Raw genomic sequence first — 14,960 nt, forward strand, 5'->3', positions numbered from 1 at the left:
AAATTCGTCAAATTTCGCGGAAGCGGTAGCCGACGCCGTAGAGCGTTTCGATCATGTCGAAATCGTCGTCGATGGCCTTGAACTTCTTGCGCAGCCGCTTGATGTGGCTGTCGATGGTGCGGTCGTCGACATAGACCTGCTCGTCATAGGCCGCATCCATCAAGGCATCGCGGCTTTTGACGACACCCGGCCGCTGCGCCAGCGAATGCAGGATCAGGAATTCGGTTACGGTCAGCGTGACCGGCTTTCCCATCCAGGTGCAGGTGTGGCGCTCCTGGTCCATGACAAGCTGGCCGCGCTCCAGCGAAGCCTCGGGGTTGGCGCCCGGCTTGGCCGTCGCGTCGCGCGGGGCGCCGCGCCGAAGGATGGCCTTGACGCGCTCGACCAGAAGCCGCTGCGAAAACGGTTTGCGGATGTAGTCGTCGGCGCCCATCTTGAGGCCGAACAGTTCGTCGATCTCCTCGTCCTTGGACGTCAGGAATATGACGGGCAGGTCGGACTTCTGGCGAAGACGCCGCAGAAGCTCCATGCCGTCCATGCGCGGCATCTTGATATCGAAGATCGCCAGATGCGGGGGTCTGGCCTGAAGCCCCTCCAGCGCCGACGCCCCGTCCGTATAGGTTTCGACCCGGTAGCCTTCGCTCTCGAGCGCGATCGAAACCGACGTCAGGATGTTCCGGTCGTCGTCGACCAGTGCGATGGTGGGCATGTGCGAAGAATCTCCTAAAATCGCGATCGCCTGCATATCTGGCGGGCAATTGTGGCATTTCTACCACAATTATCGCCGAGCATGCCAGCGGTCTCCCCAAGCTGGACGCGAACGGGCCTTCGACGAGCGGTGACCGCCCGGTCGGCGCTTTCCGGATGCCCGGTGGACAGGCAGTTCATGATAAACCGGTGATTAAATAATAGCCGGGGGTCTGATGCGCCAAAGGAAGAATAAAACGATTTAAATCATGAGATAAATTTTTGAAACGATTGAATTACTGTCGGATGATAGTAACCCTTTAAAAATGCCTTGCTGTTTCTGTTGCGGCCACGTATTTGCCGATGCAGAGGCTGGGGCGTTGTCCTGGCCGGGGCCGCCCGCGCGGCCTCGCAACTTTGCGGAGCGACATGACGATGGAAGAAATCGGGCAGAGAAATCCGGCCAGCGGCATCGAGACGACGGGGCTTTCCGGCCTGGCTTCCGTACGCTGGAACCTGACCGAAGCCGATCTGGTCGAGGCCGCCATCCGCCGGGGCGAAGGCCGGCTGACGGCCCATGGCGCCTTCCTGGCCACGACGGGGCAGCACACCGGGCGCTCCCCCAAGGACAAGTATGTCGTGCGCGACGGCGAGTCCGATGCGCGCATCTGGTGGGACAACAACAATGCGATGGAGCCCGCCGCGTTCGAGCAGCTCTACGCCGACTTCAAGGCCCATGCCGAAGGGCGCGATCTCTTCGTGCAGGACCTCGTCGGCGGCGCCGACAAGGACTACGCGATCAACACGCGGGTCGTCACCGAATTCGCCTGGCATTCGCTGTTCATCCGCAACCTGCTCATCCGTCCGGACGCGCAGGCGCTGGCAAGCTTCGTGCCGGACCTGACCATCATCGACCTGCCGTCCTTCCGCGCCGACCCGGCCAAATACGGCGTCCGCTCCGAGACGGTCATCGCCTGCGACCTGACCCGCAAGATCATCCTGATCGGCGGCACGGCCTATGCCGGCGAGATGAAGAAATCCGTCTTCACGGTGCTCAACTATCTTCTGCCCGAACAGCACGTAATGCCTATGCACTGCTCGGCCAATGTCGGCGCCGATGGCGATGTGGCCGTGTTCTTCGGCCTGTCCGGTACCGGCAAGACGACGCTGTCGGCCGACCCGCACCGCACGCTGATCGGTGACGACGAGCATGGATGGGGCGAGCACGGCGTCTTCAACTTCGAAGGCGGCTGCTATGCCAAGACGATCCGCCTGTCGGCCGAGGCCGAGCCGGAGATCTTCTCCACCACGCGCCGCTTCGGCACGGTGCTGGAAAATGTGGTTCTGGACGACCGCCGCGTGCCCGACTTCGACGATGGCAGCCTGACCGAGAATACCCGCGCGGCCTACCCGCTGCACTACATCGCCAACGCGAGCGAAACCGGGCGTGCCGGCCATCCGCGCAACATCGTCATGCTGACGGCCGATGCCTTCGGCGTGTTGCCTCCCATCGCCCGGCTGACCCCGGCCGAGGCGATGTACCATTTCCTGTCCGGTTATACCGCAAAGGTGGCCGGCACGGAGCGTGGCGTGACCGAGCCCGAGGCGACCTTCTCCACATGCTTCGGCGCGCCGTTCATGCCGCGCCATCCTTCGGAATACGGCAATCTGCTGCGCGACCTGATCGCCGAGCATCGGGTGGACTGCTGGCTGGTGTCCACCGGCTGGACGGGCGGCGCCTACGGCACCGGCAAGCGGATGCCGATCCGCGTGACGCGTACGCTGCTTGCCAGCGCCCTCGACGGATCGCTTCGCAATGTCGAGTTCCGCACCGATCCGAATTTCGGCTTCGAGGTGCCGGTCGCCGTACCCGGCGTCGAAGACGCGATCCTCGATCCGCGCGAGACCTGGGCGGACAAGGCTGCGTACGACGCCCAGGCGCGTCGCCTTTCCGAGATGTTCCGCAAGAACTTCCAGAAGTTCGAGGCGCATGTGGACGCCGATGTGCTGAAGGCCGCGCCCAGCATCGCGCTGGCTGCCGAGTAGGCCGCCCGCCCCGGGGCACCGCGTCGAAGCAGGATTTGCCCGCCGCACGCCTTGCGTGCGGCGGGCATTTTCGTGGATAGAGACATGCCACGGCTGGCGGAGGATGGTTCGATTTCTGACGATCGCGACGACAACAGGCCGGGAGGCGACCTTGCCGTTTCGCGCCGTGTCGTCATACCTGCGGCCGAACTGGAGGAAAATTTCATCCGGGCCGGTGGCCCCGGCGGGCAGAACGTCAACAAGGTGGCGACCGCCGTGCAACTGCGCTTTCTAGCGGCGTCGTCCTGCGTCCTGTCGGATGAAGTGAAGGCGCGCCTGCAGAAGCTTGCCGGGCAACGGGGCACGAAGGATGGCGACGTCCTCATCGAGGCGTCCCGCTTTCGCCTGCAGGAGCGCAATAGGCAGGATGCGCGGGAGCGCCTCGCCGAGCTTGTGCGGCAGGCCCTGGTGCCACCGCCGCCGCCACGACGCAAGACGAAGCCCTCCAAAGGCGCGATCGAGCGCCGCCTGAAGGAAAAGAAGGGGCGTTCGGGTATCAAGCGCATGCGCGGCCGCGTCGACGATTGAGGATCGCGAAAGCGTGTTCCCCTTTGCCATCCAATCGCCCCGATCCATATCAGGATAACCATGTGCAACACTTTGGGGAGCCAAGGCCAATGATCGGCCGACGAACGTTCCTGGCGGGCGGTGCCGTCGCCCTGGGTGCCGCCGTGAGCGGCATCGCATTCCGTACGGGTGCGCAGGAGGCGAGCTTCCCCGTAACCATGACGGACGCCGAATGGCGGCAGAAGCTGAGTGCGGACCAGTATGCGGTTCTGCGCCAGGAGGCGACGGAGCGCCCCTATTCCAGTCCGCTCAACAGCCAGAAGCGGCGCGGCATCTATCGCTGCGCCGGTTGTGACAGCGACGTCTACAACTCGTCCGCGAAATACGACTCGGGCACCGGCTGGCCGAGCTTCTACGAGGCGGTCGACGGTGCGGTCGGGACCCGGTCGGACTATAAGCTCGTGGTGCCGCGAACCGAAGTCCATTGCGCCGCCTGTGGCGGGCATCTGGGACATGTGTTCGATGACGGACCGCCGCCTACAGGCAAGCGCCATTGCATCAACGGAGTGGCCCTTACCTTCTCGGCCGGTACGCGGCTGGGTTGACGCCTTAACCCTTCATTCATTCTGGGGGCTCATCGTGATCCAACGGGGATGTTGAAGAGCCCGGGTAAGGTTGCCATATATCTGCAGAAGGGATGGGAGTGCCGATCTTGGGCTCTCATCCACAAAGTCGCTTGATACAAGGACTTGTCGCAGATGAGCAGGATGACTCCGTTTTCAAACCCACTTTTGCTCGGCTTCGACAGCGTCGAGCGGACGCTCGAACGCCTGCAGAAGAACGGTGACGGATATCCGCCCTATAACATCGAACGCATCCATGCGGGTGCCGGAGATGATCGCATCCACGCGGATGCAGGGGGCGGCGATACGGTCATCCGGATCACGCTGGCCGTTGCCGGTTTCGGACCCGGCGACCTCGATATAACGACCGAGGAAAACCAGCTTACGATCCGCGGCTCGCAGGCCGACCAGAAGGACCGCGACTTCCTCTACCGGGGTATCGCCTCCCGTCAGTTCCAGAGGAGCTTCCTCTTCGCGGACGGTATGCGGATTCTGGGGGCGGAGCTTCGCAACGGTCTTCTTTCGATCGACCTGGCAAGGCCGAAACCCGAGCGTGTCGTCAAGAAAATCGACATCGTCGTCGCCGACTGACGATCTCGAACCTGCTCGAAGGAGGAGCCAACATGACCAATGTCCATTCCGGCCCTTACACCGACAGCGAACTGGCTGCCCTGGGCGAGGGACACATCGCATATCTTCGCCGCATGTCCTCCGATGACATCCGCGCGAAGTTTCCGTCCGCTCAGTCGATCCGCCCCGGGTTGAACCTATGGGCGCTCTTCTCGGCAGATGGCACGCCGCTTGCCGTTTCCGACGACCGTGGCAGCATCCTGGCCAGCGCCAGCGAGAACGAGCTTCTGACGGTCAGCCTGCATTGACGGCCGGCCCCGCTGCCTGTCAGGCGGATACGCCGCCTGACAGCATCAGCCCATAGATGCCCTGGCGGTCGTCGGCGCCACGCAGTGCCGCGACCGTGTCGGGATTGCGCAGCATCCGCGCCACGCGCGACAACGCCTTGAGGTGATCGGCCCCGGCTTCCTCGGGGGCAAGCAGCAGGAAGAAAAGATCGACCGGCTCGTCGTCCAGCGCCTCGAAATCGACGGGCTTGGGCGCACGGCCGAAGACGCCGACCATCCGATCCAGATTGCGCATCTTGCCGTGCGGTATGGCGATCCCGTTCCCCACGCCCGTCGAACCGAGTTTCTCGCGCCTGACGACGGCCTCGAATATCTCGCGCTCGTCCAGGCCGCTCAGTCTGGCGGCGCGTTCGGACAGTTCCTGCAGGATCTGCTTCTTGGAGTGTCCCCTCAGCGCCGGGATGATGGCATCCTGATTGATGAAGTCGAGCGGCATGGGCAGGATTCGAGCTTTCTGTTCCGGGCATGGGCGGAGCGCGGCATGCGTCCCCGTCGCAGAGCGGGCATGCTGTAGAACAAAGCGCGGACAATTGGAACCGGAGATTACCTCGCGCCCCGCGACCGCAGCCGTCCTGGAGACGAGGGTGGAGCATTATAACGGTCCTTCAAGCCGTTCGGGCGCCGGATCGCCGGAATGTGAAAGGCCCCCGCACCGGAGCGGGCGGGGGCCGCATTGCGCTCAGACGCGATCGCGCAACGTGGATGGGTCCACCCAGCCCACATTGCCGTCCGGACGGCGATAGACGATGTTGATTTCGCCGCTGCCGGCATTCTTGAACACCACCACCGGGCTGTCGCGCCGGTCGAGTTCCATCACCGCGCCGGCAACCGAAAAGATGCCGACGGGAAAGGATGTCTCGGCCACGATGGCGGGGGCGTAGTCCTCCGGAATATCGTCGTCTTCGTCGGGGATCGGGGCAAAGACGGAATATGCCACATCCGAACTTTTGCCGTTCAGCCCCGCCTTATGGTCTTTGAGACGCCGCTTGTACCGGCGCAGGCGCTTCTCGATGCGCTCGCAAGCCTCCTGGAAACTGTTCTCGGGATCATGCGCCATTCCGGCGGCCTGGAAGGTTACGCCTGTGTCGAGGCGCAGGGAGCAATCGGTGTTGTAGCGTGACGACTCCTTGGACAGGACGACGGAACCCGAGTAGTTGCCGTCAAAATATTTCGCGACCTGTTCCTTGAGCCGGTCTTCGATCCGGGTCCGAAACGATTCACCGACATCCATGTGCCGGCCCGATACGCGAATTGTCATTCCTTTTCCCTTCCCTTGTATATGTGCGGAGCGTGTCCCGACACCGTCGAAGCAGCCCGCAGCACAGGAGCGTAATCCCAATGCAGGCAGGAGCAAGCGAAACTTGGCGGTGCCTGCGGGACAGCCACCTGAGCAACGCACGAGGATGGGGCGGTGTTGCGGCGCGAGGGCACAATCGACAGTGATCGGGGAGTCAGGAGGCGCGGCACTTGGCATTCAGTTCGCGGCGCCGCTGGATCGACGACGAGAGGCCAAGCGCCTCGCGGTACTTGGCCACGGTTCGCCGCGCCAGCTCGATGCCGTCATCCTTGAGTTTCAATGCGATATCGTCGTCCGACAGCACATTGCCGACCGTCTCGCCCGCGATGAGCCGCTGGATCCGCAGTTTGACGCTTTCGGCCGAATGCGCGTCGCCGCCATCCGTGGCGGCGATGGCGACCGTAAAAAAGAACTTCAACTCGAAGGTGCCACGCGGGGTCGCCATGAACTTGTTGGCGGTTACCCGGCTGACCGTGGATTCGTGCAACGAGACCGCCTCGGCCACCGAGGCCAGCGTCATCGGACGCAGGCCCTGCACGCCGCGCTTGAGGAACTCCTCCTGCCGGCGGACGATCTCGGCCGTCACCTTGAGTATGGTCCGGGCGCGCTGGTCCAGGGAGCGGATCAGCCAGCCGGCGGAATTCTGGCATTGTGCCAGATACTCCCGGTCACCCGCCGACGCCGCGCGGGAAACGATGTCGCGGTAGTCGTTATGCATGATCAGGCGCGGCAAGGCGCGGCTGTTCAGCCGTATGCGCCAGCCGGACCCGCCATTAGACGATACGAAGACATCGGGCACGACGCTGTGGATGGCCCGGTCGCCGAACTGCAGGCCGGGCTTCGGGTCCAGGCGGCGGATTTCCGACAGCGCTTCCATCAGGCCGTCCTCGTCCTCGCCCGTCAGGCGCCGCAGGGCTGCGAAGTCGCGCCGGGCCAGCAAATCGAGGTTGGACAGGATGCCGGCCATGACCGGGTCCATTCGGCCCTGTCGTGACAACTGGATCGACAGGCACTCGGCAAGGCTTCCGGCAAACAGCCCGGCCGGCTCGATTGCCCGTCGAATGCGCTCCAGGCAATCGACGACCTGTGTGACGGGACAGCCGAGGGAAGCCGCGATATCCTCGGCGGGGGTGCGCATGTAGCCGGCTTCGTCGAGATGCATGGCGAGCGTCTCGCCGATCGCCCTGTCGCCGGGCGGCAGTATATCGCCCAGCTCCGCCACGGCATGCGCGAGCAGGCCGGGCCTGTCGTCGGCGATGTCTTCCATCGTCGGCAGGCTGCCGACCGAAAATTCCGGTCCATGCCCACGCCGCGGCCCGCCCACATCGTCGTCGCCGCCGCCGCGCGCGGCAGGCGCCTGCGGTAGCGCGGATGCCGCCCGCTCCGCCGACGGGACCATTTCCAGAAGGGGGTTCTGCTCGATCTCGCGCTCGATGAAGCCCTGCAACTCCAACGCCCCGAACTGCAGCAGCCGGATCGACTGGAGCAACTGGGGGGTCATCACCAGAGATTGGCTCTGGCGGACCTGAAGCTTCATGGACAGGTTCATGCGCTATCGATCGCTGCACGATGAGAAACGGCCCAAGGAAACTGGTCCGCATCTTGCATGTCAAGCTGCCGGCGCGCTTTACAGCCGCGCAGCATCAATTAGTAGGTGAATTGCTCGCCCAGATAGATACGCCTGACATCGGAATTGGCGACGATCTCGTCCGGCCGGCCATGGGTCAGCACCGCACCGGCATGCATGATATAGGCGCGGTCGATCAAACCGAGCGTCTCGCGGACGTTGTGATCGGTGATCAGCACGCCGATCCCGCGCCTGGTCAGGTGGCGGACCAACTCCTGGATATCGGAGACGGCGATGGGGTCGACACCGGCGAAGGGCTCGTCGAGCAGCATGAAGCTTGGCCGCGAGGCGAGGGCGCGCGCGATCTCGCAGCGTCGCCGCTCGCCGCCGGAAAGCGCCGTCGAGGGCTGCTTTCGCAGGTGCGCGATGCCGAATTCCTCAAGAAGCGCCGTCAGTTGCCGCTCTCTCTCCTTGCGGTCCGGCTCGACCACCTCCAGGACCGCGCGGACGTTCTCCTCGACCGTCAGCCCCCGGAATATCGAGGCTTCCTGCGGCAGGTAGCCGATGCCGAGACGCGCCCGCCGGTACATCGGCACCCGCGTGATGTCGTGGCCGTCGAGCTCTATGCGCCCGCTGTCCACCGGCACGAGGCCGGTGATCATGTAGAAGCAGGTCGTCTTGCCGGCCCCGTTGGGGCCGAGCAGGCCCACCGCCTCGCCACGCCGGACGCCGACCTCCACGCCATCCACGACGCGGCGTCCGCGATAGGTCTTGGTGATGCCGCGCGCCACGAGGGTGCCGGCGGGGTAGGCTGCGCGCGCGGTGGCCGTGCGTGCCGCCGCATCATCCGTCGTCATGCTCATCCGTTCGGCTGGCTCCCGGGAGACAGCAGCATGCGTACGCGGCCGCCACCCGAAGCCGGCGCCCCGCCGCCGCAATTCTGGCTCTGCAGTTGCGCCACGCTGGTTTCCATGTTGATCGTCAGCCGGCAGCCCGTGGCCACGTTGGGACCCTGAGTCAGCACCACGTCGCCCGTCATGACGACGATCTGCGTTTTCATGTCGAAATCGGCGCGATTGGACGTCGCGACCTGGTCGGCCGACTTGACGTAGACGTCGCCCTCGGCCTCGAGGCGGTCGATGTCGCTGGAGTTGCCGGGCATGTTGCCCGCGGCGGCCGGCTGGGCACCGGCCTGGCCCTCGGCGTTGCGGACATAATGGACGATCAGCCGCGCCGTCCGCAGCAGGGTCTCTCCCTGGACGACTTCGACATCCCCCGAGAAGGTGGCCACCGATTGCGCGTCGTCGACGTCGAGCTGGTTCGATTCGATCGTGATCGGCTGGTCTCCCTGCACCTGGAGGCCGCCGAAGCTGTTGCCGAATCCTCCGGCCTGTTGGGCGACCGCAAGGTTGGGAGCCAGAAGCAGGGCGCCCGTCAGGCAGGCTCGAACAAGGTTATTCATCAAATCTACTCGCCGTTGGCTGCCCGTTGATCGCCATCCGTCGCCGGGTGCAGCGTCAACTTTACCCGATCCCCGAAGGTCAACCTGTTTCCACTATTCTGGATTGTGACGTTGCCAGACTGCAAGGTCTGATTGGGAGTTTGGATAATGACCGGTCCGCGACCTTCGAGCCGACCGTCGTTGAGCACGATGTCGGCGCTCGTCAACCGGATGGTCACGTCGTTGGACGTTCGAACGCTGATATTGTCGTAGAGCCGCAACGTCTCGGCCTTCGGGTCGTATCGGCCGGCGGCCGCGACGATGTCGGCGGTCGTCTCCGGATCGAGCGTCAGGTTGGCGTTGATCTCTTCCAGATCCACCGATCCGGTCCGGTCGAGCGCCTGCATGGCGCGGCGCGCGACGACGGTGAAGGGGCGGTCGTTCTTGTCCTTGCCGGACATGCGGGGATCTTCCATCACGAGGCGTCCATCCTGGATGGACGTTGCCGCGACGGCGATGTCGACGGGTACGGAGCGCGCCAGCCACGTGGCGAAGAGGCCCGCAGCCACGATCCCCACCGCGACGATCGGCAGGGTTATGCGCAGGATGCGCACGCGGCGCGCGTTCCGATGGGCGCGACGGAAATCCGCAGCCGAGCGGGCGCCCGCGCCAAGGGCGATCGTGTCGTCGGCGGCTCGTTTCGGCCTCTTGCCTTCCATCGTCCCTGTTCCGATCGTGAACCCGGCAATCACGCACTGTGTATGCCTGCATCGGCGCGTTACGACGCATATGCGGCTTTTGAGTGATAATTGGAAGGTGTCGAACGGGTTTTTGGGCGACTTGGCAATCATCCCGCAACGCGTTATCCCGCCTGTCAGCAACTAGCCGGGGTGAATGGCCATGAGCGCACAGGACTGGATCGACAGGCGCCGCCTGCGCCGCAAGCTGGGCTTCTGGCGGTTGGCGGCGATCCTGCTTCTCGTCGCAGGGCTGCTGGCCATTCCCTTCCTGATGACGGGCGGTACCGATGCGCTGCGCGGCCCCCAGATCGCCTCCGTCGAGATATCGGGGGTCATCACCGAGGATGACGAGCGGCTGGCGCTGCTGGAGGATCTGGCTGACAACCCACGCGTGCGCGCCGTGATCCTGAAGGTGAATTCGCCCGGTGGAACCACCGTCGGCGGCGAGACGCTCTATAATGCGGTCCGACGGCTGGCCGAGGCCAAGCCGGTCGTGGCCGAGATCGGCACGCTGGGGGCTTCGGCCGCCTACATGGTGTCGCTTGGGGCCGATCGGATCGTGGCCCATGATTCGTCCATTGTGGGCTCCATCGGGGTGATTTTCCAGTACGCGGACGCATCGCGCCTTCTGGACACCATCGGGCTGCGGGTCGACGCCGTGCGGTCCGCGCCGCTGAAGGCGGAGCCGTCGCCTTTCGCGCCCGCACCGCCGGAGGCGCTGGAGATGATCCGGCGGCTAGTATCGTCGAGCTTCGACTGGTTCGTCGGGCTTGTCGTCGAACGGCGGCCGCTGGACGAGCCCGCGGTGCGCCGCCTGGCGGACGGGTCGATCTTCACCGGCCTGCAGGGGTTGCAGAACGGCCTGGTCGACGCCCTGGGCGGCGAAGCGGAATCGCGCCGCTGGCTGGAACAGGAGCGGGGCGTCGAGCCGGGGCTCGATATCGTAGAGCACGAACCGCAGCGCAAGGGGCGCTACGGCTTCCTGCGAAGTGCGACCTTTTCGCTTCTGGGGCTTGACCCGGCCGCCTCCAGCCTTCAGGACGCGCTCTTCGGAACGGGCGCTCGCCTTGACGGTCTCCTGTCCCTCTGGCAGCCTCCCACGGGCTGACCATCGCGTGGCACGGGGCCAAGGTCGTCCCAAGCCGATCGGTTGGCCCTCCGGGCCGGTTCCAACGAGGATTGAAGTTTCGTGATCAAGTCCGAACTCGTGCAGATCATCGCAAGCCGGAACCCGCACCTCTACCAGCGGGACGTGGAAACGATCGTCAATGCGATCTTCGACGAGATCACCGACGCGCTCTGCCAGTCCAACCGCGTCGAACTGCGCGGTTTCGGGGCATTCTCGGTCAAGAACCGTCCGCCGCGCGCCGGCCGCAACCCACGCACCGGCGAGGCTGTCAACGTCGAGGAAAAGTGGGTGCCGTTCTTCAAGGCCGGCAAGGAACTGCGTGAGCGGCTCAACGGCGAGTAAGCGGCCGGCGGCGGATTGACGCCAGCGCGACGGGCGTTACCTACCGCGCCAGGGCATTGCGGCCATGCACCCGGCCAGCGGATCGATCCAGGGGACCAAGACAGGCATGTTGTCCAAGCTTCTGACATTTCTCATCGGGTTGCCCCTCGCGGTGCTGCTCATCGTCTTTTGCGTGGTCAACCGCCAGCCGACGACGATCAGCCTCGACATGTTCGGAACGACGCCGTCCCTGTCGCTGACGCTGCCGCTTTTCGTGCTGCTGCTCCTGTGCGTCATCATCGGCCTCTTGCTCGGCGGCGTCGGCACCTGGCTCACCCAATCGCATTATCGCGCCAAATCGGCCCGCCGCCGCCGCGAGATCGAGGGCCTGAGGCACGAGGTCGAGGTTTCGCAGGAGCGTCTGCGCCGGCTGCGCGAAGAGCGCGACCGGGATTTGTCGGCGGGTCCGGCGCTTGCCGCGCCGGCCGGGCGGCCGGCCATCGCCGCTTCGCAGCGCTGACCGCCCGTCAGAAATTGCCTTCTTCGATGCGCGCCTGAAAGCGCTGAAAGAAGCGCTCCGCCAGCTTGCGGCCGGCCTTTTCGATCCATGCCTGGCCAAATTCGGCAAGCTTGCCGCCGGCCGAGGCTTCGGCCCGGTAGGCGAGGCGCGTTCCGCCATCGGCGTCGGACAAGTGCACATGCGCACGCCCGGACGCCGCGCCGGCAATGCCGCGGCCTTCTCCGTTGAGGACGTATCGTTCGGCAGGCACGACGTCCGACAAGCGGATCGTGCCATGAAACCGGACCCTGGCGATGGACACCTTCACGGCGACGGTGGCCTCCAGGAGGTCCGGCCCGACCCATTCCAGGTGCTCACAGGCGTGGATGCAATCCTTCAGGACGCCGGGGTCGTTGAGGCCCTGCCAGACGCGCTCGCGTTCCAGCGGCAGCCATACCTCGCCCTCGATCTTCATCATGTACGCTCCACGACATCGGCGTCCTCTTGATAGGGATGCAGGGCCGGCGCTTCAAGCAAGGGGCCCGGGGAATTCCGCTGCGGCCGAAAATGCTCTACAGCACCATCCCATGAAGAAACCACATGACAGACGGGCCGGTGGCGCAACCGGCCGCAAGGCCGAGCGGCACGAGGGCAAGGCGCGGCCACAGGCCGCGCCGCCGCGTGTTCAGGCACGCAAGCCCGCCCCGCCCGAGCCGGAGGCGGCCCCGCGCCTCAGCGCCGCGGAGAAGGGCGAGGAGGCGCGCGCCGCGCGGCCGCCTCTGCGCTATCCGGAAGGGCCCCTGCCGGCATTGTCCATGCCGGTCATCCTGACCGTCGAGCCCACCGAGGAATACGCCCTGATCGATTCCGGCGATGGCGAAAAGCTGGAGCGCTACGGATCGCTGACGCTGCGCCGGCCGGAAAACCAGGCCATCTGGCGACCGCGCCTGGCGTCCAAGGCCTGGGACGCCGCCGACGCCGCCTTTACCGGCGACACCGACGAGGAGGGCATGGGCCGCTGGCGCTTTGCGTCGGGCAATCTCAACGAGACCTGGCCGATGACGCAGGATGGGCTGCCCTATTGGGGCCGCTTCACCTCGTTCCGGCATGTCGGGGTTTTTCCCGAGCAGGCGGCGCACTGGCGCTTCGTCACCGATGTCATCGCCCGCGCCGGCCGCCCCGTGCGGCTTTTGAACCTGTTCGGCTATACGGGCGTCGCCTCGCTGCTGGCGGCGCGGGCAGGGGCCGAGGTCACGCATGTCGACGCCTCGCGCAAGGCCATCGGCTGGGCCCGCGAGAACCAGGCCCACGCCGGCCTCGACGACAGGCCCATCCGCTGGATCTGCGAGGACGCCGTGCGCTACGCCGAGCGCGAGGCGCGCCGCGGCTCGACCTACGACATCATCCTTCTCGATCCGCCGAAATTCGGCCGTGGCCCCAAGGGCGAGGTCTGGCAGCTCTTCGAGGACCTGCCCTACCTCCTGTCGCTGATGCGCACGCTGATGTCGGACGATCCGCTGGCCCTCGTGCTGACGGCCTATTCCATCCGGGCGTCGTTCTACTCCCTCGCCGCCTTGATGGCCGATCATTGCCGGGGCCTCGGCGGGCGGATCGAATCCGGCGAACTCGTCATAAGGGAGGCGGGGGAAGAGCCGCGCCTTCTGTCCACGTCCCTTTACTCCAGATGGGTGGCCGCAGAATGAACGATGGCAGGACAGAGCCGCGCGGACGCCCGCTTTCCGCGCCGGGCCGGGTCAAGGAAGTCACCAGCGTCTCCAACCCGATCGTAAAGGGCATCCGCAACCTTGCCATGCGCAAGACCCGCGACGAGACGGGGCTGTTCATGGCCGAAGGGCTGAAGCTGGTTTTCGACGCACTCGAGGCCGGCTGGAAGATCGATACGCTGATCGTGTCCCGCAACCAGTTGGCCGACAGTCCGCACCTGACGCGGGCCGCCGCGCGGACGGTCGCCGCGGGCGCCGACGTGCTGGAGGCCTCCGACAAGGTGTTGGCCGCCATCTCGCGCCGCGACAATCCGCAGCCGGCCATCGGCATCTTTCGCCAGCATCTGGCCGAACTGCCTTCGCTGGACCTCGGAAAGGACGGGCTCGTCGTCGCGCTGGACAGGGTGCGCGACCCCGGCAACCTCGGCACCATCCTGCGCACCGCCGACGCGGCGGGCGTCAAGGGCGTCGTACTGATCGGCGACACGGTCGATCCGTTCTCGCTGGAGGCGGTCCGCGCCACGATGGGCTCGATCTTCTCGGTGCCGGTTGCCCGCATGGGCGAGGCCGCCTTCCTGAAATGGCGCGGCGGCTTCAAGGGCCTTGTGGCCGGCACGCACATGGCCGGCACGGTCGATTACCGCAAGCCGGACTACGCCGCGCGGCCGAGCGTCCTTCTGATGGGCAACGAGCAGGCGGGGCTGTCGGAGGCGCTCGCCGCCGCCTGCGACGTCCTGGTGCGGATACCGCAGGTCGGCAAGGCGGACAGCCTCAATCTTGCCATCGCGACCGGCCTGATGATCTTCGAGGCGCGACGGCCTCTCCTGACACTCGGTTCGGATGGATGATGACGTGAAGTTCGTTCTCGGCAACGTATTCCTGGTCGTCATGGCGATCTTCCTCGACCAGTTCGTCAAGCTTGTCGTGGTGGCGACCATGCCGCTCGGCTCGGCCATCCCCATCCTGCCCTTCTTCGCGCTGCTGCACGCGCGCAACGAGGGGATCGCCTTCTCGATGTTTTCCAGCCTCAGCGGCTGGACGCTGGCCGCGGCGTCGTGCGTGGTGCTGCTGTTCGTGCTGTGGCTGTGGTGGAACACGCCCCGCAATCGCATGCTCACCCATGTCGCCTTCGCGATGATCTTCGGCGGCGCGGTCGGCAACCTGATAGACCGGGTGACGCTCGGCTATGTCACCGATTACCTCTATTTCCACACGCCGGTCTGGTCCTTCGCGGTGTTCAATCTCGCCGACACGTTCATAACCGTCGGAGCGGGGCTCATCATCCTCGACGAGTTCGTACTGCAGCCCCGCGACGCGCGGCGCAAGCGCGCGATTGCCGGTGACGGCAAGCAGGAGTAAGCTCTGCGGAAAACGGGCCCGGGCGCGGTCATCAAAACTTTGCGATCCGTCGCTAGATGAGGCC

Annotated in this window: 18 protein-coding genes and 1 pseudogene; 11 read left to right on the top strand and 8 right to left on the bottom strand. The window is 65.4% G+C overall.

Annotated elements, in window-relative coordinates:
• Nucleotides 1-7: 7 nt before the first annotated feature.
• Complete coding sequence (locus tag IGS74_RS05305; RefSeq protein WP_060604783.1) at nucleotides 8-709, bottom strand: response regulator transcription factor; 702 nt, start codon at nucleotides 707-709, stop codon at nucleotides 8-10.
• Nucleotides 710-1,122: 413 nt separating this feature from the next.
• On the opposite strand from IGS74_RS05305, the gene IGS74_RS05310 reads away from it, so the two are divergent.
• The 5 genes from IGS74_RS05310 to IGS74_RS05330 all read left to right on the top strand — a co-directional run bounded on the left by IGS74_RS05310 (nucleotide 1,123) and on the right by IGS74_RS05330 (nucleotide 4,780).
• Nucleotides 1,123-2,733, top strand: coding sequence for a phosphoenolpyruvate carboxykinase (locus tag IGS74_RS05310; RefSeq protein WP_192391391.1), 1,611 nt, complete (start codon nucleotides 1,123-1,125; stop codon nucleotides 2,731-2,733).
• 84 nt (nucleotides 2,734-2,817) lie between these two features.
• Nucleotides 2,818-3,300 (top strand): alternative ribosome rescue aminoacyl-tRNA hydrolase ArfB, encoded by a 483-nt coding sequence (gene arfB / locus IGS74_RS05315; protein WP_192389953.1) that lies wholly within the window; start codon nucleotides 2,818-2,820, stop codon nucleotides 3,298-3,300.
• 89 nt (nucleotides 3,301-3,389) lie between these two features.
• A complete protein-coding gene (gene msrB / locus IGS74_RS05320) occupies nucleotides 3,390-3,884 on the top strand; it encodes a peptide-methionine (R)-S-oxide reductase MsrB (RefSeq protein ID WP_192389955.1) in 495 nt (164 codons plus the stop codon).
• A 153-nt stretch (nucleotides 3,885-4,037) separates the two neighbouring features.
• The gene (locus tag IGS74_RS05325; protein ID WP_039188331.1) at nucleotides 4,038-4,493 is read left to right on the top strand and encodes an Hsp20 family protein; all 456 of its coding nucleotides are present in this window, start codon (nucleotides 4,038-4,040) and stop codon (nucleotides 4,491-4,493) included.
• A 32-nt stretch (nucleotides 4,494-4,525) separates the two neighbouring features.
• Nucleotides 4,526-4,780, top strand: coding sequence for a DUF1150 domain-containing protein (locus IGS74_RS05330; protein ID WP_039188332.1), 255 nt, complete (start codon nucleotides 4,526-4,528; stop codon nucleotides 4,778-4,780).
• Nucleotides 4,781-4,799: 19 nt separating this feature from the next.
• Here the strand turns inward: IGS74_RS05330 and ptsN are convergent, their stop codons facing one another.
• The 6 genes and pseudogenes from ptsN to lptC all read right to left on the bottom strand — a co-directional run bounded on the left by ptsN (nucleotide 4,800) and on the right by lptC (nucleotide 9,843).
• Nucleotides 4,800-5,255, bottom strand: a complete 456-nt coding sequence (ptsN, locus tag IGS74_RS05335) for a PTS IIA-like nitrogen regulatory protein PtsN (protein WP_039188334.1) — start codon at nucleotides 5,253-5,255, stop codon at nucleotides 4,800-4,802.
• Between the two features lie 243 nt (nucleotides 5,256-5,498).
• Nucleotides 5,499-6,077, bottom strand: a complete 579-nt coding sequence (gene raiA / locus IGS74_RS05340; RefSeq protein WP_039188336.1) for a ribosome-associated translation inhibitor RaiA — start codon at nucleotides 6,075-6,077, stop codon at nucleotides 5,499-5,501.
• 193 nt (nucleotides 6,078-6,270) lie between these two features.
• Nucleotides 6,271-7,653, bottom strand: coding sequence for an RNA polymerase factor sigma-54 (gene rpoN, locus IGS74_RS05345; RefSeq protein ID WP_348641885.1), 1,383 nt, complete (start codon nucleotides 7,651-7,653; stop codon nucleotides 6,271-6,273).
• Between the two features lie 110 nt (nucleotides 7,654-7,763).
• Nucleotides 7,764-8,483, bottom strand: a pseudogene (gene lptB, locus IGS74_RS05350) (LPS export ABC transporter ATP-binding protein); the annotation flags it as partial.
• 59 nt (nucleotides 8,484-8,542) lie between these two features.
• The gene (locus tag IGS74_RS05355) at nucleotides 8,543-9,145 is read right to left on the bottom strand and encodes an LptA/OstA family protein (RefSeq protein ID WP_192389961.1); all 603 of its coding nucleotides are present in this window, start codon (nucleotides 9,143-9,145) and stop codon (nucleotides 8,543-8,545) included.
• 5 nt (nucleotides 9,146-9,150) lie between these two features.
• The gene (lptC, locus tag IGS74_RS05360; RefSeq protein ID WP_192389963.1) at nucleotides 9,151-9,843 is read right to left on the bottom strand and encodes an LPS export ABC transporter periplasmic protein LptC; all 693 of its coding nucleotides are present in this window, start codon (nucleotides 9,841-9,843) and stop codon (nucleotides 9,151-9,153) included.
• 181 nt (nucleotides 9,844-10,024) lie between these two features.
• On the opposite strand from lptC, the gene sppA reads away from it, so the two are divergent.
• From sppA to IGS74_RS05375, 3 genes are all read left to right on the top strand, one after another.
• A complete protein-coding gene (gene sppA, locus IGS74_RS05365; protein ID WP_192389965.1) occupies nucleotides 10,025-10,972 on the top strand; it encodes a signal peptide peptidase SppA in 948 nt (315 codons plus the stop codon).
• Nucleotides 10,973-11,053: 81 nt separating this feature from the next.
• On the top strand, nucleotides 11,054-11,335 hold the full coding sequence (locus IGS74_RS05370) for an integration host factor subunit beta (RefSeq protein WP_192389967.1): 282 nt from the start codon (nucleotides 11,054-11,056) through the stop codon (nucleotides 11,333-11,335).
• 106 nt (nucleotides 11,336-11,441) lie between these two features.
• Nucleotides 11,442-11,834 (top strand): lipopolysaccharide assembly protein LapA domain-containing protein, encoded by a 393-nt coding sequence (locus tag IGS74_RS05375; RefSeq protein ID WP_192389969.1) that lies wholly within the window; start codon nucleotides 11,442-11,444, stop codon nucleotides 11,832-11,834.
• Nucleotides 11,835-11,841: 7 nt separating this feature from the next.
• Here the strand turns inward: IGS74_RS05375 and IGS74_RS05380 are convergent, their stop codons facing one another.
• Entirely contained in the window at nucleotides 11,842-12,291 is a 450-nt protein-coding gene (locus tag IGS74_RS05380) for a carbon monoxide dehydrogenase subunit G (protein WP_192389971.1), read from the bottom strand.
• 109 nt (nucleotides 12,292-12,400) lie between these two features.
• On the opposite strand from IGS74_RS05380, the gene IGS74_RS05385 reads away from it, so the two are divergent.
• From IGS74_RS05385 to lspA, 3 genes are read left to right on the top strand one after another with little or no spacing between them, the layout of a single operon-like run.
• Nucleotides 12,401-13,516: a class I SAM-dependent methyltransferase gene (locus IGS74_RS05385; RefSeq protein WP_192389974.1), complete on the top strand. Its 1,116-nt coding sequence runs from the start codon at nucleotides 12,401-12,403 to the stop codon at nucleotides 13,514-13,516.
• Nucleotides 13,513-14,385 (top strand): RNA methyltransferase, encoded by an 873-nt coding sequence (locus tag IGS74_RS05390; RefSeq protein ID WP_192389976.1) that lies wholly within the window; start codon nucleotides 13,513-13,515, stop codon nucleotides 14,383-14,385. The genes IGS74_RS05385 and IGS74_RS05390 overlap by 4 nt, the downstream gene beginning before the upstream one ends.
• Before the next feature lie 40 nt (nucleotides 14,386-14,425).
• Nucleotides 14,426-14,896, top strand: a complete 471-nt coding sequence (gene lspA / locus IGS74_RS05395) for a signal peptidase II (protein WP_246723117.1) — start codon at nucleotides 14,426-14,428, stop codon at nucleotides 14,894-14,896.
• Nucleotides 14,897-14,960: the final 64 nt, after the last annotated feature.

The sequence above is a fragment of the Aureimonas sp. OT7 genome, from assembly GCF_014844055.1.
Taxonomy (GTDB): Bacteria; Pseudomonadota; Alphaproteobacteria; order Rhizobiales; family Rhizobiaceae; genus Aureimonas; species Aureimonas altamirensis_A.